We start from the raw sequence: 20,908 nt of genomic DNA, 5'->3' as shown, positions 1-20,908 counted from the left end.
CCGGAATCTGTACCTGGGTGGACACGCGCGCCGGCAGCCGACCAAAACCCTGCTCGGCGCGGCCCTTAGTAGCCTCCTAGGCCGGTCGCATACCATCGACCCTCGTGCCAGACCTCCCACCCGAGCAGTTCGACGAGCAGCGTACTTCTGCGAGGAAGAGGCCGGGCGCCAACAACACAGCCCGCCTCATCGCCGTCGTCGCGGGCATCGCCGGGATACTGCTGTGCGGGCTGGTTCCGCTGTTGCCGGTCAACCAGACCAACGCCACCATCTCCTGGCCGCAGGCCCCGGGTGCGGACGGCTTCGTCAGCGACGTCACCGCGCCGCTGGTCTCCGGCGCGCCCCGCACCCTCGACGTGTCCATCCCGTGCGCGGCCGTCGGGACGCTGCCGGACGAGGGCGGGCTGGTGTTCTCCACCATCCCGGAGCGCGGCATCGACGCCAGCCGCAACGGCTTGTTCGTCCGCGCCAACAGCGACGTCGTGTTCGTGGCGTTCCGCGACTCGGTCGCGGCCGCCGCGCCGCGCGCCGAGGTGGACGCCGGCGCCTGCAGCACCCTGAACATCTGGGCCAACGCCGGTGAGGTGGGCGCGGACTTCGTCGGCCTGCCCGGCGCCGCGGGAACCCTGGCCCCCGAAAGGAAGCCGCAGGTCGCCGGTCTGTTCACCGAGCTGCAGGTGCCGCCGCAGCCGGGGCTATCGGCCGTCGTGGACATCGACACCCGGTTCATCAGCTCGCCGAGCACCCTGAAGCTCGCGGTGATGGTCCTCGGGGTGGCCTGCGTGATCGCCTCGATCATCGCGCTGGCGCTGTTGAACCGGCGCTCGGCGCACGCGGTGCGGCACGCCTGGCGCCGGTTCACCCGGGTGGGCCTGGCCACCTGGCTGGCCGACCTCGGCGTCATCGGCACGTTGTCGGTGTGGCACGTCATCGGCGCGACGTCGTCCGACGACGGCTACAACGCGACCATCGCCCGCATCTCCGGCGAGGCCGGCTACACCGCCAACTACTTCCGCTACTTCGGGGCCAGTGAGGCCCCCTTCGACTGGTATCAGTCGGTGCTCGCGCAGCTGGCCGCGATCAGCCCGCACGGGGTGTGGCTGCGCATGCCCGCGACGCTGGCCGGCATCGCGGCCTGGCTGATCCTCAGCCGGTGGGCGCTGCCCCGGCTGGGCCGGGCGCTGGCCGTCAACCGGGTGACGGTGTGGACCACCGCCGCGGTGTTCCTCGCGGCCTGGTTGCCGTTCAACAACGGGTTGCGGCCCGAGCCGCTGATCGCGTTCGGCGTGCTGGCCATCTGGGCGCTGGTGGAGAACGCGATCGCCACCCGCCGGCTGTGGCTGGCCGCGGTCGCGATCGTCGTCGCCGTGTTCAGCGTGACGACGGCGCCGCAGGGTCTGATCGCCGTCGCGCCGCTGCTGGTCGGTGCCCGCGCGCTGGCCCGGATCGTCCGGGAGCGCCGCGTGCTCGACGGTCTGGCAGCCCAGCTGGCCCCGCTGGGCGCGGCGCTGGCGCTGATCTTCGTGGTGGTGTTCCGCGACCAGACCCTGGCCACCGTCGCCGAGTCGGCCCGCATCAAGTACACCGTGGGCCCGACCATCGCCTGGTACCAGGACTTCCTGCGCTATTACTTCCTGACCGTGGAGGAGAGCGTCGACGGCTCGCTGACCCGGCGCTTCGCGGTGCTGCTGATGCTGCTGTGCCTGTTCGGGGTGCTGGCGGTGTTGCTGCGCCGCGGCAAGGTGCCCGGCGCCGCCAACGGCCCGGTGTGGCGGTTGATCGGCGCCACCGCGGTGGGCCTGCTGCTGCTGACGTTCACCCCGACCAAGTGGGCGGTGCAGTTCGGCGCGTTCGCCGGGCTGGCGGGCGCCCTGGGCGGTGTCACCGCGTTCGCGTTCTCCCGGGTGGGTCTGCACAGCCGACGCAACCTCGCGCTGTACGTGACCGCACTGCTGTTCGTGGTCGCCTGGGCCACCTCCGGGATCAACGGCTGGTTCTACACCGGCAACTACGGAGTGCCGTGGTGGGACCGCCAGCCGGTGCTGGCCGGCCAGCCGGTGACGACCATGTTCCTGGTGCTGGCCATCGTGTGCGCGCTGCTGGCCGGCTGGCTGCACTTCCGGATCGACTACGCCGGGCACACCGAGGTGGCCAACACCCGCCGCAACCGGGTGCTCGCGTCCACCCCGATGCTGATCGTGGCGATGCTGATGGTGCTGCTGCAGGTGGGCTCCATGGCCAAGGGCTTCGTGCAGCGCTACCCCGTCTACACCACCGGCAAGGCCAACCTGGCCGCGCTGACCGGATCCAGCTGCGCCATGGCCGACGATGTGCTGGTCGAGGCCGACACCAACGCGGGCATGCTGGAACCGGTGCCGGGCCAGCAGTTCGGCGAGTACGGCCCGCTCGGCGGCGAGGACCCGACCGGCTTCACGCCCAACGGCATCAGCGAGATCCTCGAGCCCGCCGAGCCCGTCACCGCCAACCCCGGCCTGGTGAACTCCGACGGTTCGCCCAACAAGCCGAACGTCGGCGTCGGCTACGCCGCGGGCACCGGCGGCGGCTACGGACCCGTCGGCGTCAACGGCTCGCGGGTGTTCCTGCCGTTCGGGCTGGACCCGCAACGCACGCCGGTGTTGGGCAGCTACGGCGAGAACCGCGCCGCCGCGGCGGCCACCTCGGCCTGGTACGCGCTGCCGCCCCGGACCCCGGACCGCCCGCTGGTGACCGTCGCCGCGGCCGGCGCCATCTGGTACTACGACGAAGAGGGCGGATTCAACTACGGCCAGTCGCTCAAGCTGCAGTGGGGCGTGCACCATCCCGACGGCAGCTACACCGAGCTCGACGAGGTCCAGCCCATCGACATCGTCGCCCAAAAGGCTTGGCGCAATCTGCGTTTCCCGCTGTCGTGGGCGCCGCCGGAGGCCAACGTCGCGCGCATCGTCGCCGACGACCCGAACCTGTCCGAGGATCAGTGGTTCGGCTTCACCCCGCCACGGGTGCCGGTGCTGCAGACCGCGCAGGAGTTCCTCGGCTCGGACACGCCGGTGCTGATGGACATCGCCACGGCCGCCAACTTCCCCTGCCAACGTCCCTTCGCCGAGCGCCTCGGCGTGGCCGAGCTCCCGGAGTACCGCATCCTGCCCAACTTCAAGCAGGTGGTGACGTCGTCGAACCAGTGGCAGTCCGCCCAGGACGGCGGGCCGTTCCTGTTCATCCAGGCGCTGCTGAGCACGGCCACCGTCCCGACCTATCTGCGCGACGACTGGTACCGCGACTGGGGTTCCATCGAGCGCTACCTCCGCGTCGTCCCCGCCGACGAGGCACCCGACGCCGTCATCGACACCGCAACCCAGCAGGTGTCCGGCTGGCACCGCACCGGACCGATCAGGGCACTCCCATGACCGACACGCAGACCGTTCCCCCGCCGGCCGACGCCGCCCCCGGCACCGGCAAGGACGTCGCCGTGGCCCGCTGGGTCGCGATGATCGCCGGGCTGGTCGGCTTCGTGCTGGCCGTCGCCACCCCGCTGCTGCCGGTGGTGCAGACCACCGCGCAGCTGAACTGGCCCCAGGGCGGCCAGTTCGGCAACGTCACCGCGCCGCTGATCTCGCAGGCGCCGGTGTCTCTGACCGCGACCATTCCCTGCCAGGTCATCCGCGACCTGCCCCCGGCCGGGGCGATGGTGCTCGGCACCGCGCCGGCCGAGGGTAAGGATGCCGCGCTCAACGGCCTGTTCGTCAATGTGACCGCCCAGCGCGTCGACATCACCGACCGCAACGTGGTGGTGGCCAGCGTGCCGCGGGAGCGGGTCGCCGGGCCGGACTGCGAGCGCATCGAGATCACCTCGTCGGAGGACGGCACCTTCGCCGAGTTCGTCGGGCTCAGCCAGCGCGACGGCAGCCCGCAGCGCACCGGCTTCGCCGACCCGAACCTGCGCCCGGCGATCGTCGGGGTGTTCACCGAGCTGAGCGGGCCCGCCCCGCCCGGGCTGTCGTTCTCGGCGACCATCGACACCCGGTTCTCCAGCACGCCGACCCCGTTGAAGCTCGCCGCGATGCTGCTGGCGATCCTTGCCACCGGGATCGCGGTGCTGGCGCTGTGGCGGCTGGACCGGGTCGACGGCCGGCGGATGCGGCGGCTGATCCCGGGCCGCTGGCGCACCTTCACCGCCGTGGACGCGACGGTGATCTCGGCGTTTTTGATCTGGTACGTCGCCGGCGCCAACTCCTCGGACGACGGCTACATCCTGGGCATGGCCCGGGTCGCCGACCACGCCGGCTACATGTCGAACTACTTCCGCTGGTTCGGCAGCCCGGAGGACCCGTTCGGCTGGTACTACAACCTGCTGGCGCTGATGACCCACGTCAGCACGGCCAGCATCTGGATGCGGCTACCGGATCTGGTTGCCGCGCTGGTGTGTTGGCTGCTGCTGTCCCGCGAGGTGCTGCCCCGGTTCGGGCCGGCGGTGGTGGCGAGCCGGCCGGCCCTGTGGGCGGCGGGCATGGTGCTGCTCGGGGCGTGGATGCCGTTCAACAACGGGCTGCGGCCCGAGGGGCAGATCGCCGTCGGCGCCCTGATCACCTACGTGCTGATCGAACGCGCGATCACCTCCGGCCGGCTCACCCCCGCGGCGCTGGCGATCATCACCGCCGCCTTCACCCTCGGCATCCAGCCCACCGGGTTGATCGCGGTGGCCGCGCTGATCGCCGGTGGCCGCCCCCTCCTGCGCATCCTGGTGCGGCGCCGCCGCGTCGTCGGGCTCTGGCCACTGCTGTTACCGCTGCTGGCCGCCGGCACCGTGGTGCTCACCGTGGTCTTCGCCGACCAGACGTTCGCGACGGTGTTGGAGGCCACCCGGATTCGCACCGCGATCGGCCCCAGCCAGGAGTGGTACACCGAGAACCTGCGGTACTACTACCTGATCCTGCCGACGGTGGACGGGTCGCTGTCGCGGCGGTTCGGCTTCCTGATCACCGCGCTGTCGCTGTTCGCCGCCATGTTCATCATGTTGCGCCGCAAGCGGATCTCCGGTGTGGCCCGCGGGCCGGCCTGGCGGCTGATGGGTGTCATCTTCGCCACCATGTTCGTGCTGATGTTCACCCCCACCAAGTGGGTGCACCACTTCGGGCTGTTCGCGGCGGTGGGCGCCGCGGTGGCCGCGCTGGCCACGGTGCTTGTGTCCCGCACCGTGCTGCGGTGGTCCCGTAACCGGATGGCGTTCGTCACCGCGCTGCTGTTCGTGCTGGCGCTGTGCTGGTCGACGACCAACGGCTGGTGGTACGTCTCGAGCTTCGGTGTGCCGTTCAACAACGACAAGCCGGCCATCGCCGGAATCACGGTCAGCACCATCTTTTTCGCGCTGTTCGTCATCTCGGCGGTGTACACCGCGTGGCTGCATTTCGCACCGCGGGACCGCGGCGAGGGCCGCCTGGCCCGGGCCGTGACCGCCGCGCCGATCCCGATCGCAGCGGGCTTCATGGTGGTGGTCTTCGTGGCCTCGATGCTGATCGGCGCGGTGCGCCAGTACCCGACCTACTCCAACGCCTGGGCCAACCTGCGCGCGTTCACCGGCGGCTGCGGGCTGGCCGACGACGTCCTGGTGGAACCGGATCCCAACGACGGATTCCTGCGGCCGGTCGGTGGCCCGTTCGGCACCCTGGGGCCGCTGGGCGGCGAGACGCCGGTGGGCTTCACCGCCGGCGGCGTGCCGGAAAAGATTGTCGCCGAGGCCATTCGGCTCAACCGGGTGGTTCCCGGCTCGGACTACGACTGGGATCAGCCCGAGGAACTCGAGCGCCCCGGGATCAACGGTTCCACCGTGCCGCTGCCCTACGGGCTGGACCCCGCGCGGGTGCCGCTGGCCGGGAGCTACGTGACCGGGCCGCAGCAGCCCAGCACGCTGACCTCGGCCTGGTACGAGCTGCCGCCCGAGGACGACGGCCATCCGCTGGTGGTCATCACCGCCGCGGGCACCATCACCGGCAACAGCGTCTTCAACGGCCGCACCGAGGGTCAGACCGTCGAACTCGAGTACGGCCGCCCCGGACCCGACGGCGCCCCCGAGGCGCTGGGCCGGCTGGTGCCCTACGACCTGGGCCCGGCGCCGTCGTGGCGCAACCTGCGCTTCCCGCGCGCCCAGATCCCGTCGGACGCAACGTTTGTCCGGGTAGTCGCCGACGACGCGTCGTTGACCCCGGGCGACTGGATCGCCGTCACGCCCCCGCGGGTGCCCGAACTGCGCTCCATCCAGGAGTACGTCGGTTCCGAGCAGCCGGTGCTGATGGACTGGGCCGTGGGCCTGGCCTTCCCGTGCCAGCAGCCGATGCTGCACGCCAACGGCGTCACCGAGGTGCCGAACTACCGGATCACCCCGGACTACAACGCCAAGCGGCTGGACACCGACACCTGGCAGGACGGCATCAACGGCGGCCTGCTGGGCATCAGCGACCTGCTGCTGCGTCAGCACGTGATGGCTACCTACCTGTCGCAGGACTGGGGCCGGGATTGGGGCTCGCTGCGCCGCTTCGTGACCATCGTCGACGCGACGCCCGCCGAGATCGACCTGGGCAGCGCGACACGTTCCGGGCTGTGGAAACCGGGCGAGATCCGCATCAAGCCGTAGAGCCCGGCAGTTCCCGACCGTCAGCCCTCGCGGCGGTGTCGCTCCGCCTAGCTGATGCGCGACTTGCCTTTAAGGTGCATTCGAGTCCGACCGGTTCGTTTCTCAAAAGGCTGGACGTTTTCTGAAAGCTCAGTGTGTCCGGTTCCGCATACGGTGTCGCGTACACCTCTGGTCATCCGCCCAAAGGGCAATCTTGGCTGTCGGGAAGGCAGGGATAATGAGAATGTTGATCGCGGGGTTGGCGAGCGCCGGCCTGATGCTGGGTACCGCGGGTGTCGCTCTCGCCGACGACGTGGTCGTCTATGACGGCGAAACCGGAATCCCGTGGAGTTGGCCGACCGAGTCGGCGTGCATCTCAGACGGTCCGGACATGCACTTGGACAACGTGGGCGACGACAACTTCTACCGGTACTGGTACTGTCTCCAGCACGACGATGGACTGTGGTATCTGCACAACACCGACCAGCCGACCCACGAGGAATGATCGGTCCGACCGCTTGATTTCCCGGGCCGGCTGAGGCCGTTCGAAGTGCGGACAGCGCAGCGACATTCGCACCGCACCACGGCCTGGATTCAGAGAGGCAAGTGATGCACAGACTCGTAACGGTCCCCCTCGGATTCGCAGCGCTGGTGTTGATGTCGGCATGCGGCTCCGGATCCCCAGCCGGAGGTCCGCATGATTCGGCCAAACCGGGCGCGGTGCCGAAGCTGACCGCCAATGCGCAGTACTGCGCGCAGAATCGCGACCCGAAGTGCGCAACGGGCAGTTTCCACGGCACGAACGTCCACCTCGCGCCCTCCGACGGTTACTGGGATGCCAACGGCAAACCCGTCAATGGCGGGCCGATGGGAGCTAACGGGTCCACCGGCAACGACCTAACCCAGGAGTACTGCGCCCGCAACCAAGATCCCGGCTGCCCGGTGGGCAGCTATGTTGCCCCCGATGCCATCAAGAACCCGGATGGCAGCTCCACCTACGTCGTCTGCGAAGGCACCATCTGCACCAACCCCAACCACGGGGCAGCAAACTCGGGGGGCTTCTGGGATGCCAACGGTAACCCGATCGACGGCGGACCGATGGGCGCCGATGGGTCCACCGGTAACAACCGCACCCAGGAGTACTGCGCCCGCAACCAAGATCCCGGCTGCCCGGTGGGCAGCTATGTTGCCCCCGATGCCATCAAGAACCCGGATGGCAGTCCCGGTTACGTCGTCTGCGAAGGCACCATCTGCACCAACCCCAACCACGGGGCAGCCGACCCAGACAGCGGCGTCGACACCGCTGGTCCCGACGACGAGCCCGCCAATGACACGCCCACGCCCGATACCGACCCGGACGAGGGTTTTCCGGATGATGCGCCCACACCGGAAGCACCGGCGTTCCCCGAACCGTCAGATGATGGTGACGCCTGGGACCCGGGACCAATAGTCGACTCGGACGACGAGCCGAGCTTCGACGAACCGTGACCGAGGGAGTTCCCGCGCCCGGCTTCCCGGCACCGATGCCCGTAAAGCCGCGCCGACGGATACTGCGTCGCCTCGTGGCCAGTGGGGCAATCCTGGCGGCGGTGATCGCGGTGGCATTCGTCGCGTTGGTGTTCTGGCCGAATCCCACTGTGCCGGCTGATCAACCGAACATGTCGCAGGTGATGACCGGAACGAGCAACGATTGGTTGTCCTTCGATGACTTCGTTCCCGGCACGGCAATCGCTGCCGACGACGCCGACAACGACGAGTACGAGTGCACGCTCGGATTCCTCGGGCGTGATGGTTCAGATGCGGCGATCGGTTTCACCGCGGGCCACTGTGCCCGTCCGGGCGACGGTTCACCGTACTTCACCCGAACTGGCGATGAGGACGATGCCGTTGAGCTTGGCCGTTTCACGACGGTCCAGACCGCCCTCACGCCGGACAAGGTCGTGGAGACCGGTTCGGACGGGTGGTCGGACTTCGCGGTGATCGAAATCGACCCGGCGCTGGCTGAATCGGCGGAAGGAAACGCCAGGATCGCTGGGGTGTACCGGGTGACCAAGGTGCTCGATCACGAGTATCTGTTGAACAACAACGTGACTCTATGCAAGTTCGGATTCGTCAGCGGCGAAACCTGCGGCAAGGTTTCCGGACACGACCACCTCACTGTGGAAGCCGAATTGTATTCCGCCTCAGGAGATTCTGGCTCACCCGCGTACGTGAAACTCGGCAACGACGAAGTCGCCGCCGTTGGAATCTTGCGGGGCTCCCCCGAGGGAGAAGACAACTACACCGAGTTCTCCCTGCTCGCGCCGATACTCGAAGCAACGGGCTCATCCATTTTCTGTGACGATCCGACGTGCCACGGACACTGATGCCACGCGGATAGGCACCGCACCCGGGCAGCCACCCGGAACCCGGTCAGGTCACGTTTGGTATCGATGCTGTGCCCGACGTGCCGACGATAGGATGTCCCGGTGTTAGCAGAGCACGCTGACGGATCGGCTGCTGCCGGCCGGGGCCGCCCGAGTCCGGCGGTTCACTCGCTGGCGCCCCGCAGCGACATGCGCCTGAGCCTGGGCTCCGCGAAGACCGGGATCAACGTTCGATTCATCACCCATGCGTTGGCTGGACCGACCACCTGGTCCGTCTTTGGGCCGGAGCATGAGGTGCGGGTGTGGCGCCGCGGCACCGCGAACTCCAAGGAGGTCGTGTTCGACCGCGGACCCAACGGTCGGGTCGATCCAGGCGCGAGCAACGTGTGGGTCATCCCCGCCGAATCGAGGTCAGCTGCCGAGGCCCGGGAAGCGTTCTGCGAGTTCGCTGTGTTGACGTTGCCTCCAGCACTGATCGGGGCCACCACCCTGCGCCCGGTCGCCGGCCGGCGAGACCCACTGCTGCTGAGCATGATCGAGCGGGTCGCCGACACAGCCGGCCGAACCGACGTCGTGTCGCGGCTGCTGCGGGAGACTCTGACCGACGCTCTGCGCCTGCACATCCTCGACCTTTACGGTGAAGAGCCGGTCCGACGCCAAACCAGTCGGGTACTCGATCTGGCTGCGCAGCAACGGCTACTGGACTATCTTCGCGACGGCCTCGACCAGGATATCGATCTCCGCACACTGGCTGGAATCGCAGGTATGCCGGTGGCCGGATTCCGTCGCGCGTTCGCGCGTACCTTCAACACGACGCCCTACCAGTACGTGCTGGACCTGCGCATCGAGAAGGCCAAGACGATGCTGTCAACCACTACCTTGACGATTACTGAAATCGGTGCGGCAGCTGGGTTTTCCAGCCCGAGCCACTTTGCTACCACGTTTAAGCAACGGGTGGGGGTCACGCCCACGGCGTACCGCAACGAGCTTTGATTCCCGACTAGGTGTCGTGACCTGAGAGGTTGTTGACGGCGCGCCTGCTTGAAATGGGGAGGACCTCCTGACGGAGTGGATGTGTCTGGCATTCACCCGTAGGAGGTCCTCGTGTCTCACGCTAACGCCCGTACCAACCTGTTCGCACGTCGCTTGATCGTGGAGCGTGTCGCGGCCGGCTGGCCGCCCGCGCAGGTTGCTGAACAACTGGGAATTTCGCGGGCCACGGTCTACAAGTGGCTGCGCCGATACGCCGAAGGTGGTGACGCAGCCCTCGCTGACCGGTCCTCGCGTCCGCACCGGATGCCCCGGCGCACCAGCGACCGAGTCGAGAAGAAGGTGCTCGCCGCGCGGCGACGCCGCAAGCGTGGCGCAGTCATGCTGGCTGCTGAACTTGGGATGCACGCCTCGACGGTGGGACGGATCCTGGCGCGTCACCAGGTACCGCATTTGAGTGCAATCGACCCGATCACCGGTGAGCCGGTGCGCTCGTCGCGGCGCAGCCCCAACCGCTACGAGCACCGCACCCCAGGATCAATGGTCCACGTCGACGTCAAGAAGCTGGGCCGCATCCCCAAAGGCGGCGGGTGGCGCCTGCACGGCCGCGACGCCGCGGTGTCAGTGGCCAACCGGCACAAGAAGACCCGCATCGGCTACGACTACGTGCACACCGCCATCGACGACCACACCCGGCTGGCCTACAGCGAGGTACTCACCGACGAGAAAGACCTGACCTGCGCGGGATTCTTGCACCGAGCGTTGGAATGGTTCGCCAGCCACGGTGTGCGGGTGCGTCGGCTGCTGACCGACAACGCCATGGTCTACCGACACGGCACCAACTGGGGCTGGGTGTGCACGGCCTGGGGACTCAAACGCCGGTTCATCAAACCCGGCTGCCCCTGGACCAACGGCAAAGCCGAACGCTTCAACCGCACCCTGCTCAACGAATGGGCCTACGCCCGCCCCTGGACATCCAACAGCCTACGAAAACGAGGACTTGACCGATTCCTACACCGCTACAACACTCAACGAGGCCACTCCGCCCTCGGCGGACACCCACCCATCAGCCGACTCGCCGCCTGACAACAACGTGTCAGGTCACAACAACTAGGTGAACCAACTCGTCGCCAGGTCCTGGGGGATCACCTAGGTGTCGGTGCCCTAACGAATGGGTCCAGCGTCGGCGTCAACGATCGCGCAAAAGTTGGGGAGCGTGGTGGGGTGGACGTCGATGTCTGCATTCCGGTTCTCCCTCCGCCTCGGTGCCGCTGCCGCAGGACGCGCGGTACTGCTTACCATCGGCGCACGGCCGGCCGCGGCCGCGCCCGCCACCGACTCCCAGGGCTACGTCGATTCCACTGCGGGCTGCGTCGCGCCGAGCACCGTCGTGGAGTTCGGCAGCACGGACAAGTCGCGCGTGACGGTCTGCAAGACCGCCAAAGGTGAGTACCAGTACCGGGGTGCGAGGACGCGATGGCGCCAAGACGATCCTGCCCGCCACCCTCGCCGACGACGGCGCGTTCATCGCCGAGAATTACAGCATCGAGTACGCCGTGGCCGCGAAGTCGTTGATCATCAGCGAGGGCGACCGGGCGATCCAGGAAGATCCGTGGACCGACTTCCACACGGCAGGCGCGGCCGCCAGTGCGCCGACCACTGCGCCGCCGCCGAGCGCAACCCGGCCCGCCGAGGTGGGCGGAAGTAACAACTAGATCGGGGGCCCACCCCGTACGGTCGAGGACATGAACGGTCGCATCAAACTGGGCACAGCCATGCTGACCCGCGTGGTGGAGCATCAGTTCGAGGCGGGGATCGAGCTGTTCCCGGACACCCCCGCCGAGGCCTGGCAGGACGAGGCCGACCTGCTGGTGCCGGACTTCTATCGGCCGGAGACCGCCCGGTTCCGGCTCGCGATACAGAGTTGGATCGTCGAGGTGGACGGCCTGACCGTGCTGATCGACACCGGCGTCGGCAACGACCGCGACCGCCCGCACCTGCCGGCGCTGTCCGGGCTCTCGACGGATTTCCTGGGGGCGCTCGCGGCGGCGGGGATACGCCCCGAGGACGTCGACGTCGTCGTCAACACCCACCTGCACACCGACCACGTCGGCTGGAACACCCGCCGGGTCGACGGCGCCTGGGCGCCGACGTTCCCGAACGCCCGCTACCTGATGCACGACGCCGACCATCGGCACTTCGGGCCGGAGGGCGCCGGCCACAATGCGGGAGCCGCGCTGGTCTTCGCCGACAGCGTCGACCCGGTGTGCGAGCAGATCCAGCTCTGGGATGACAACTACCAACTCAGCGAATCACTATGGCTGCGAACGGCTTCCGGGCACACCCCGGGCTCTTCGGTGGTGTGGCTGGACGCGGGGGTGCCCGCGGTGTTCGTCGGGGACCTGACCCACTGCCCCATCCAGATCCCGCGCCCGGGTGATGCGTGCAGCTTCGACGTCAACCCCGCGGAGGCGGCCGTCACGCGCAGGCGGGTCTTCACCGAGGCGGCCCGCCGGCGGGCCGCCGTCGTCCCGGCGCACTATCCCGGCCGCGGCGGCGCCAGGATCGTCGCGCGCGGTGACCGGTTCCGGGTGGACGACTGGCTGGGGCTCGACCCGGTCTGAGCCGACGTCAGTGCGGCGGTCCCAGATAGGGGAATTCGTCGATGGTGTCGGTGTGCGGCTTGAGCCCCGGGGCCCGCTGCTTGCCCTTGGTCAGGAAGTCCAGCCGGAAGTCGATGACGTCGTCGCTGAACGCGCGGCCGTTGGGGTACTTGGCCGGCCGCGACGGCCGGTAGGTCAGCATGTCCGGCAGCGTGCCCTCGTTCTCGATGGCGGCGATGGCCTCAGCACGGCTGTACCCACCGACCTCGCCCATCCGCGTGATGAACAGCCCGATCCACCGCTCCCGGTCCTGCATCGGGTTGGTGGCGTAGTAGGCGGCCCGGGTCTCGTCATCGGTGAGGAAGCCGCGGATCGCGGGGTGCCCGACCCGGTCGACGTGCTTCCAGTTCCGGCCGTCGCGGATGGTGCAGCGGCCCCACACCCGGATGTCCGGGTCGGCCCCGATGGCCGCCGTCGGCATCTCCACGGCCATCGCGACGACGTTGGTGGTGGCGTTGGAATCCACGCCGGTCCATGGGTTTTCGGGATTGCCCTGCGTGCCCGGGATTCCGAGGAGGTTCTTGACGCCCTCGACGTCGCAGAACAGCGGGTCGCTGCGCACCCCGCAGAACACCGTGAAGCTGCCGGAGCGCAGCACCCGCGCGTCCGGCCCGCGGCACAGTTCGACCCCGGAGAACAACCGCGAACCCACCGCCTGCGGTTCCTCGGCGTCCCGGTCGACGGCCAGGTACAGATCGAACGTCTGAACGCCGTCGCGCGGTTCGGCGAACACGAAGCTGAACGCGATGTCGGTGCGCAGGTCCCCGTTGTTGTCGACGTTGATCCGGTAGATCGCGTCGGGGTGCAGCGACTCGCCGTTGGTGTTGGCGGTCAGGATCAGCACCGTGTTGGCGGGGTTGGACGGCGAGGGAAACACGTAAAGGTCGCGCAGATCGAGTCGTTGATCGCCCAGCGGCGGGTTCACACTGAGCCCGATGTACTTGTCGGCCATACCCTCAATCCAACCGTGTCGGCCGAGCGAAGGTGCGCAAACCCCCTGATCTGCCCGGCGTGTCGGCCGGGGACATGCACGGTCGCGGGAATTGGTGCACTGGTCTAGATCGGCAGGAGGCCGTGCTTGCGCTGCACGCGGCCCTGAATCTGCTTGTCCCGCAACAACTGCAACGACTTACGCAGCAGCAGCCGGGTCTGGTGCGGCTCGATCACGCCGTCGATGTAGCCGCGCTCGGCCGCGATCCACGGCACCGCCATGCCCTGGTTGTAGCCCTCGATGAACTCCTTGCGGATCTGCTGCACCTCGGGGGCGGTGGGATCCGGGAAGCGCTTCACCAGCAGCTGCGCCGCCCCCTCGGCGCCGATCACGGCGATCCGCGCGGTCGGCCAGGCGAAGTTCAGGTCCGCCGAAAGCTGCTTGGAACCCATCACCGCGTGCGCGCCGCCGTAGGACTTACGGATGGTGAACGTCACCTTGGGCACGTCGGCCTCGACGACGGCGTTGAGGAACCGGCCGCCGCGCTTGATGATGCCGTTCTTCTCCTGCTCCACGCCCGGCATGAAACCCGGGGTGTCGACGACGAACACCAGCGGCAGGTTGTAGGAGTCGCAGAACCGGACGAACCGGGCCGCCTTGTCGGACGCCTCGTTGTCGATGGCGCCGGACATGTGCATCGGCTGGTTGGCGATCACGCCGACGGGGCGGCCGTCGACCCGGGCGAACGCGGTGATGATGGCCGGCCCGCCCTGCTCGGCGACCTGGAACACGTCCCCGTCGTCGAACATCCGCAGCAGGATCTCCATCATGTCGTAGGCCATGTTGTCCGAGTCCGGCACGATGGAGTCCAACTCCAGGTCGTGCGGGGTGATCTCGGGCTCCAGCCCCGGGTTGATGATGGGCGGATCGTCAAAGGTGTTGGCGGGCAGGAACTGCAGGTAGTCGCGGACGTACTGGTAGGCCGCGGCCTCGGACTCCACCACCTGGTGGATGTTGCCGTACCGCGCCTGCGCGTCGGCGCCGCCGAGCTCGTCGAGGCTGACGTCCTCACCGGTGACGTCCTTGATGACGTCCGGGCCGGTGACGAACATGTAGCCCTGGTCGCGCACCGCGACCACCAGGTCGGTCTGGATCGGCGAGTACACCGCGCCGCCGGCGCACTTGCCGAAGATCAGCGAGATCTCCGGCACCAGGCCGCGCAGCAGCTCGTGGCGCCGACCCAGCTCGGCGTACCAGGCCAGCGAGGTCGCGGTGTCCTGGATGCGGGCGCCGGCCGAGTCGTTGATGCCGATGATCGGGCAGCCCACCATGGCCACCCACTCCATGAGCCGGGCCACCTTACGGCCGAACATCTCGCCGACGGAGCCCTGGAACACCGTCTGGTCATGGGAGAAGACCCCGACGGGGCGGCCGTTGATGGTGCCGTGCCCGGTCACCACGCCGTCACCGAAGAACGCGTTGGGGTCACCGGGGGTCTTGGCCAGGGCGCCGATCTCCAGGAAAGTCCCCGGATCGAGCAGCGCGTGGATGCGCGCCCGGGCGCTGGGGATGCCCTTCTTGTCGCGGCGGGCCCGGGCCTTCTCGTCGCCCGGGTCCTTGGCGAGTTCGAGCTTCTCCCGAAGTTCCGCGAGCTTCTCGGCCGTCGTCGCCGTCTTGGGCTGCGGGGCAGATTCTGCGGTCACGTCGCCTGCTTTCTCACTTGTCCTGCTGAGCCTGGATCGCGGTGATCGCCTGGCTCATGTGTGCCCCGACCTTAGCGATGTAGGGCTCGTCGATGGCTTGAATATGCTCGCCGCCGATGTGCACGACCTCCAATTCGGAGGCGTAGTCACCCCAGCCGCCGTCGGGCGCCCGGGTGGCGTACGCCGGCTCGAACACGATCGCGTCGTCGTGGTAGCGGTCGGCCATGTACAGCGTCACGTGCCCGTCGTAAGGCTGGATCTCGATGGTGTCCAGCGCCCGGTTGTCCAGGTACGACGTGCGCTGATGCTCGATGATGCCGCCGGGGATCTGGACACCGCTCTCCTTGACGACGTCCAGGACGAACCTGACCTGGCCCTCGTCGTCGAGCTTCTCCAGTTCCTCGTACGGGATCTCGGGGACCTCGACGTTGAAGGTGCGCTCGGCGAACCGCGCGTAGCGGTCCCACCGGGCCCGCATTCCTTCCTTGGACTGGTCGATGGGCTCGCCGGGCCGCACGCAGTCGATCAGCCCGACGAAGCGCACGTCGGCGCCGGCCTGCTTGAGACCGATCGCGCAGGCGTAGGCCAACGCGCCGCCCAGTGACCACCCGGCCAGCACGAACGGCCCCTTGTGCATGTCCAGCAGCTTGGGCACGTACTCGGCGGCGCGCTCCTCGATCGAGCCCTCGACGCGCTCGATGCCGTACACCGGGGTGTTGGCCGGCAGCCGCTTCATCAGCGGCTCGTAGACCACCGTCGATCCACCGGCGGGGTGGAAGACGAACAGCGGGATGTTGCTGCCCCCAGCGCCTTCTACGGGCGCCCGCAGGGTGCGGACGAACCCGTCGACCACGCCCTCCTCCAGTTGGTCGCGGACGGCGGTCGCGAGCTCCTCGATGGTCTTGGCCGACTTGACGTCCTCGACCGTGATGGGGCCCTCGGCCCGCTCGGTCAGCCGCTCGGAGAGCTTGACCGCGGTCTCGTCGTCGACGGCGGGCAGCTCGTTGAAGATGCCGCCCGGCGACTTGCCGGTGACGATGGCCCAGGTGGCGAACGTGACCCGCTCGGCCGCGTCGCGCGGCGGCACGTCGGCGCCCAGCGCCTCGGTGACCGCCTCCTGGGTCAGCACCTTGGCCGCGGCGGCCGCCGCGGTGGCCTTGCCGGGCCCACTCGGATCCGACGGCGGGGGCGGCACCGCAGCACCAGCCGGTCCGCTCGGATCGGACGGCGGGGGCGGCACCGCGCCGCCCGGCCCACTCGGATCCGATGGCGGCGGCGGGATGGTCGCGGCGGTCTCGGCGGCCTTGGCGTTGAGCTCGTCGGCCTCGGCCGGCGCGGCCCCGCCCTCGGCCGGCGCGGCCCCGCCGTCGGCCTGGGCCTGCACCTCGGCCAACCGGGCCTCGATCTCGGCGGCCGTGCTGGCCCCGCCGAGCAGTTCGGCTTGGGCCTTGGCGACCTCTTCGGGGCTGGCCGTCTGCTGGAACTCGTGCAGCTGGGCCACCTCGTCGCGATTCTCGATCGCGTAGATGATCAGCTGTTCGACGTTGTACAGGTTCGCGTCGCGCACCGCCTGCAGCTGGATCGGCGGCAGGTCGAAGTCGTATTCGACGCGGTTCTTGATTCGCACCGCCATCAGCGAATCCAGCCCCAGCTCGATCAGCGGCACCTCGCGCGGCAGATCCTCGGGCTCGTAACCCATTGCGCCGCCGACGATCGCGGCCAACCGGTCACCGACGCTCTCGCCGGAGTCCGGGGTCCACTTGGCGAAGCCGGCACCCAGGTTCGCGCCCTGGGTCAGGTTGTCGGTGAGGATCTCGGCGTCGTCGCCGCCGGCGAGCTGCGGTTGCTCGACCTGGACGGGCGCCGACTCGGTGCCGGCCACCGGCTGGCTGACCACCGCACCGGCCGCGGCCGCGGCAGGCAGCGTGCCCGCCTGGCCGGCCCGGCTGACGACCGCGTCGTACACCAGCGTGAAGGACTCGTCGATGCGCGCGTGCACCTGCACCGTGGCGCCGCCCGGGTGCCGGGTCAACGTGGTGACCAGTCGGGACCCCTCGGCCGGGATGGCGCGCTGCTCGGCGGCGGTCAGGGTGGCGTCCGGAAGCACCTGCGCGGCAGCGGATTTCACCAAGCCGGGCAGGTCCGCCGCGCCCTTGGGCGCGTATTCCCACACGTGGCGGCCGTCCGGGGTGGCGACGTGGTTGCCCGGCATGATCAGCGAGCTGTCACCGGTGAAGCGCGCCTCGAGCCAGTGCGGCTTGCGCCGGAACCGGGTCGGCGGGATCTTCGCGTAATCGACGGCGGGATCCACCGGCCGGTCGGCCGGAATCGGGAACAGGGTGCGGAAGTCCAGATCGTGGCCGTGGACGAACAGGTTCGCCATCGCCACGGTCATCGAGTCGACCTCGTCCTGCTTGCGCGCCAACGTCGGGATCAGCTGCGCGTCATGCAGACCCGCGGCCGCGGTGGTCAGCCCGACCTGCATGAGCGCCACCGGGTTCGGCGCCAGCTCCAGGAAGGTGGTGTGGCCGTTGTCGACCGCGTTGCGGATGCCGTGGGTGAAGTAGACGCTGTGCCGCAGCCCCTTCTTCCAGTACTCGACATCGTGGATCGGGTCGGCGCCGGCGCGGATCAGCTGGCCCTCGTGCACGGTGGAGAAGTACGCCGTCTGCAGCGGTTGCGGCTCGATGCCCACCAGCTCGGCCGCCAGTTCACCGAGCAGCGGATCCATCTGCTGGGTGTGGCTGGCGCCCTTGGTCTGAAACTTCCGGGCGAACTTCCCCTCCGACTCGGCCCGCGCGATGATCGCGTCGACCTGCTCGGGCGGACCGCCGATCACGGTCTGGGTGGGGGCGGCGTAGACGCACACCTCCAGGTCCGGGTAGTCGGAGAACACCGTCTTGATCTCGTCGGCGGAGTACTCCACCAGCGCCATCAGCCGGATGTACTCGCCGAACAGCATGGCCTCGCCCTCACCCATCAGGTGCGAACGCGAGCAGATGGTGCGGGTGGCGTCGGCCAGGCTCAGGCCGCCGGAGAAGTAGGCCGCCGCGGCCTCGCCCAGCGACTGTCCCACCAGCGCAGTGGGTTTGGCGCCGTGATGCTTGAGCAGCTCACCGAGCGCCACCTGGATGGCGAAGATGACCACCTGCGTGGTCTCGATGCCGTAGTCCTGCGAGTCGTCGAGGATCAGCTCGACGATCGAGTAACCCAGCTCGTCCTGGACCAGGGCGTCGACCTTGTTGATCCACTCGGCGAACGTCTCGTTGCGCAGATACAGGCTCTTGCCCATCTTGCGGTGCTGCGCGCCGAACCCGGCCAGCACCCACACCGGGCCGTTGGTCACCGGGCCGTCGGCCGCGAGCACCAGCGGGCTCTGCTTGCCCTCGGCGAGCGCGCGCAGACCCTTGACGGCCTCGTCGTGGTCGTGCGCCAGGATCACCGCGCGGGACCGGCCGTGGTTGCGCCGCGACAGCGACCGGCCGATGGCCTCCAGCGGGGTGGACCGCCCCTCCTCGCTGTCGATCCAATCCGCGAGCTCAGCGGCCGCGCCCCGCTTCCGCGAGGTCAGGAACGCTGAAACCGCCAGCGGGACAATGGGTTTGACGGGATCTTCGGCCTCGGCGGCGGCCAGCTCCTCGCGGGCCACCTCCAGCAGCCGCAGCGCCTCGTCGGTCAGCCCGGGCAGTTCGGGGTCCTCGTCGGGGACGCGGCCGTAGAACGCGTCGTCGCCGACGTCGGAATCCTCGTCGTCGATGAACTCGCCGTACTCGTCCATCCGGACGCCGCCGACGTACACCGCGTCGGCGTCGGAGCCGGCGGGCTTGTCCGGCTGCGTCTCCTCGACCGGTTCGGGCTCGACGAGGTCCGACGGCAGCACCTCACGGACCACGACGTGCGCGTTGGCGCCGCCGAAGCCGAAGCCGGAGACGCCGGCGATCTTGTGGCCGCTGTAGCGCGGCCACTCGGTCACGGTGTCGGCGACCTTGAGCCGTTCCTTCTCGAAGTCGATGTACGGGTTGGGTCCGGCGTAGTTGATCGACGGCGGGATCTTGTCGTGATAGATCGCCAGCGTCATCTTCGCCATGCTGGCCGCGCCCGCGGCCGATTCCAGGTGGCCGATGTTGGATTTCACCGCGCCCAGCAGCGCCGGCTGGTCCGCGGGGCGGCCCTTGCCGACCACCCGGCCCAGCGCGTCGGCCTCGATCGGGTCACCCAGGATGGTGCCGGTGCCGTGCGCCTCGATGTAGTCGACCGTGCGCGGGTCGATGCCGGCGTCCTTGTAGGCCTTGCGCAGCACCTCCGCCTGCGCGTCCGGGTTCGGCGCCAGCAGGCCGTTGGAGCGGCCGTCGTGGTTGACCGCGCTGCCGGCGATGACCGCGAGGATCTCGTCACCGTCGCGGCGGGCGTCGGCGACGCGCTTGAGCACCAGCATGCCCGCGCCCTCGGACCGGGCGTAGCCGTCGGCGTCGGCGCTGAAGGACTTGATCCGGCCGTCGGGCGCCAGCACGCCGCCGACCTCGTCGAAGCCGATGGTCACCAGCGGGGTGATCAGGGCGTTGACGCCGCCCGCGACCACCACGTCGGCTTCCTTGGCGCGCAACGCCTTCACGCCCTCGTGGATGGCGACCAGCGAGCTCGAGCAGGCGGTGTCGATGGCCATCGACGGCCCGCGGAAGTCGTAGAAATAGGACACCCGGTTGGCGATGATCGAGCTGGTGGTGCCGGTGATCGCGTACGGGTGCGCGGTCGTCGGGTCGGCGACCGACAGGAAGCTGTAGTCGTTGTTGGAGCTGCCGACGAAGACGCCGACGGGTCCACCCCGCAGGCTCGACGCCGGAATCCGGGCGTGCTCCAGGGCCTCCCAGGTGAGCTCCAGGGCCATCCGCTGCTGCGGATCGATGTTGTCGGCCTCCATCTTCGACAACGCGAAGAACTCGGCGTCGAACCCCTTGATGTCGGTCAGGTAGCCGCCGCGGGTGCGGGCGCGCTCCACGCGCTCGGCGATGCGCGGCTCGTCGAGGAACTCCGACCAGCGGCCCTCTGGCAGATCGGTGATGGCGTCGCGGCCCTCGAGCAGCCCGGCCCACAGCTCCGCCGGGGAGTTCATGTCGCCCGGCAGCCGGGTCGCGACCCCGACGATCGCGATGTCGGCGGTGTACGGGTCGATCTCGGCGGGCCGCGACCAGTCCTCCTCCGGGCCGGTCGCGGACTCGTCCTCCGGCTCGCCTTCGACGATCACCTGCGCCAGCGCCTCGATGGTCGGATGCCGGAAGGCCACCGTCGCGGTCAACGTCGTCCCGGTGAGGTCCTCGATGTCCGACGCCATCGCCACCGCGTCGCGCGAGGAGAGGCCCAGCTCGACCATGGGGGCCGACTCGCTGATGGAATCCGGCGACTGGCCCGTCGCCTTGGCAACCCAATTCCGCAGCCAGGCCCGCATCTCCGGCACGGTCATATCCGTGCCGGCGGGAACGACCGCACCTGAGGCGGCCTCGGCCGGCGCCCCGGTGTCCCCGGCGGCCGGATCCTCGACGGCCTCGGGATCCGAGTGGTTGGGATTTGCGTTGTCTTCAGACATCGAAGGCCTCACATCTTCTTTCGGCGGAGAATCTTCCCCGCGGACGCGTCCCAGCTCAGCTCGCGTTCTG

11 protein-coding genes and 1 pseudogene are annotated in these 20,908 nt (G+C 69.0%); 9 read left to right on the top strand and 3 right to left on the bottom strand.

The window, feature by feature from the left end; all coding sequences use genetic code 11:
• The first annotated feature begins 104 nt into the window (after positions 1-104).
• The 9 genes and pseudogenes from R2K23_RS00715 to R2K23_RS00675 all read left to right on the top strand — a co-directional run bounded on the left by R2K23_RS00715 (position 105) and on the right by R2K23_RS00675 (position 12,584).
• Complete coding sequence (locus R2K23_RS00715; protein WP_396892780.1) at positions 105-3,404, top strand: arabinosyltransferase domain-containing protein; 3,300 nt, start codon at positions 105-107, stop codon at positions 3,402-3,404.
• The gene (locus R2K23_RS00710; protein ID WP_316513660.1) at positions 3,401-6,625 is read left to right on the top strand and encodes an arabinosyltransferase domain-containing protein; all 3,225 of its coding nucleotides are present in this window, start codon (positions 3,401-3,403) and stop codon (positions 6,623-6,625) included. Before R2K23_RS00715 ends, R2K23_RS00710 begins: the two co-directional genes overlap by 4 nt.
• A 217-nt stretch (positions 6,626-6,842) precedes the next feature.
• On the top strand, positions 6,843-7,109 hold the full coding sequence (locus tag R2K23_RS00705) for a hypothetical protein (RefSeq protein WP_163791960.1): 267 nt from the start codon (positions 6,843-6,845) through the stop codon (positions 7,107-7,109).
• A 104-nt stretch (positions 7,110-7,213) separates the two neighbouring features.
• Positions 7,214-7,951, top strand: a pseudogene (locus tag R2K23_RS00700) (mesocentin); the annotation flags it as partial.
• 215 nt (positions 7,952-8,166) lie between these two features.
• Positions 8,167-8,970, top strand: a complete 804-nt coding sequence (locus R2K23_RS00695; protein ID WP_316513659.1) for a chymotrypsin family serine protease — start codon at positions 8,167-8,169, stop codon at positions 8,968-8,970.
• A gap of 189 nt (positions 8,971-9,159) precedes the next feature.
• A complete protein-coding gene (locus tag R2K23_RS00690) occupies positions 9,160-9,963 on the top strand; it encodes a helix-turn-helix transcriptional regulator (protein ID WP_316513658.1) in 804 nt (267 codons plus the stop codon).
• A gap of 111 nt (positions 9,964-10,074) precedes the next feature.
• On the top strand, positions 10,075-11,046 hold the full coding sequence (locus R2K23_RS00685; RefSeq protein WP_316513656.1) for an IS481 family transposase: 972 nt from the start codon (positions 10,075-10,077) through the stop codon (positions 11,044-11,046).
• 359 nt (positions 11,047-11,405) lie between these two features.
• Positions 11,406-11,675, top strand: coding sequence for a hypothetical protein (locus R2K23_RS00680; protein WP_316513655.1), 270 nt, complete (start codon positions 11,406-11,408; stop codon positions 11,673-11,675).
• A gap of 30 nt (positions 11,676-11,705) precedes the next feature.
• Positions 11,706-12,584 (top strand): MBL fold metallo-hydrolase, encoded by an 879-nt coding sequence (locus tag R2K23_RS00675; protein ID WP_316513654.1) that lies wholly within the window; start codon positions 11,706-11,708, stop codon positions 12,582-12,584.
• 7 nt (positions 12,585-12,591) lie between these two features.
• On the opposite strand, the gene R2K23_RS00670 is transcribed toward R2K23_RS00675, so the two are convergent.
• The 3 genes from R2K23_RS00670 to pks13 all read right to left on the bottom strand — a co-directional run bounded on the left by R2K23_RS00670 (position 12,592) and on the right by pks13 (position 20,838).
• Positions 12,592-13,575: a DUF4331 family protein gene (locus R2K23_RS00670; RefSeq protein WP_316513653.1), complete on the bottom strand. Its 984-nt coding sequence runs from the start codon at positions 13,573-13,575 to the stop codon at positions 12,592-12,594.
• 104 nt (positions 13,576-13,679) lie between these two features.
• Complete coding sequence (locus tag R2K23_RS00665) at positions 13,680-15,257, bottom strand: acyl-CoA carboxylase subunit beta (protein WP_316513652.1); 1,578 nt, start codon at positions 15,255-15,257, stop codon at positions 13,680-13,682.
• Between the two features lie 13 nt (positions 15,258-15,270).
• Complete coding sequence (pks13, locus tag R2K23_RS00660) at positions 15,271-20,838, bottom strand: polyketide synthase Pks13 (protein WP_396892775.1); 5,568 nt, start codon at positions 20,836-20,838, stop codon at positions 15,271-15,273.
• Positions 20,839-20,908: the final 70 nt, after the last annotated feature.

It is taken from the genome of Mycolicibacterium sp. MU0050 (assembly GCF_963378085.1).
Lineage (GTDB): Bacteria > Actinomycetota > Actinomycetes > Mycobacteriales > Mycobacteriaceae > Mycobacterium > Mycobacterium wendilense.
The sequence above is the reverse complement of the archived record's forward strand: the minus strand, read 5'-3'. Positions and strand labels throughout refer to the sequence as shown.

Coding starts and splice junctions, on each gene's coding strand:
- R2K23_RS00710 (WP_316513660.1), top strand. CDS start 3,401: ATGACCGACACGCAGACCGTTCCCCCGCCGGCCGACGCCGCCCCCGGC.
- R2K23_RS00705 (WP_163791960.1), top strand. CDS start 6,843: ATGAGAATGTTGATCGCGGGGTTGGCGAGCGCCGGCCTGATGCTGGGT.
- R2K23_RS00690 (WP_316513658.1), top strand. CDS start 9,160: ATGCGCCTGAGCCTGGGCTCCGCGAAGACCGGGATCAACGTTCGATTC.
- R2K23_RS00675 (WP_316513654.1), top strand. CDS start 11,706: ATGAACGGTCGCATCAAACTGGGCACAGCCATGCTGACCCGCGTGGTG.
- R2K23_RS00670 (WP_316513653.1), bottom strand. CDS start 13,575: ATGGCCGACAAGTACATCGGGCTCAGTGTGAACCCGCCGCTGGGCGAT.
- pks13 (WP_396892775.1), bottom strand. CDS start 20,838: ATGTCTGAAGACAACGCAAATCCCAACCACTCGGATCCCGAGGCCGTC.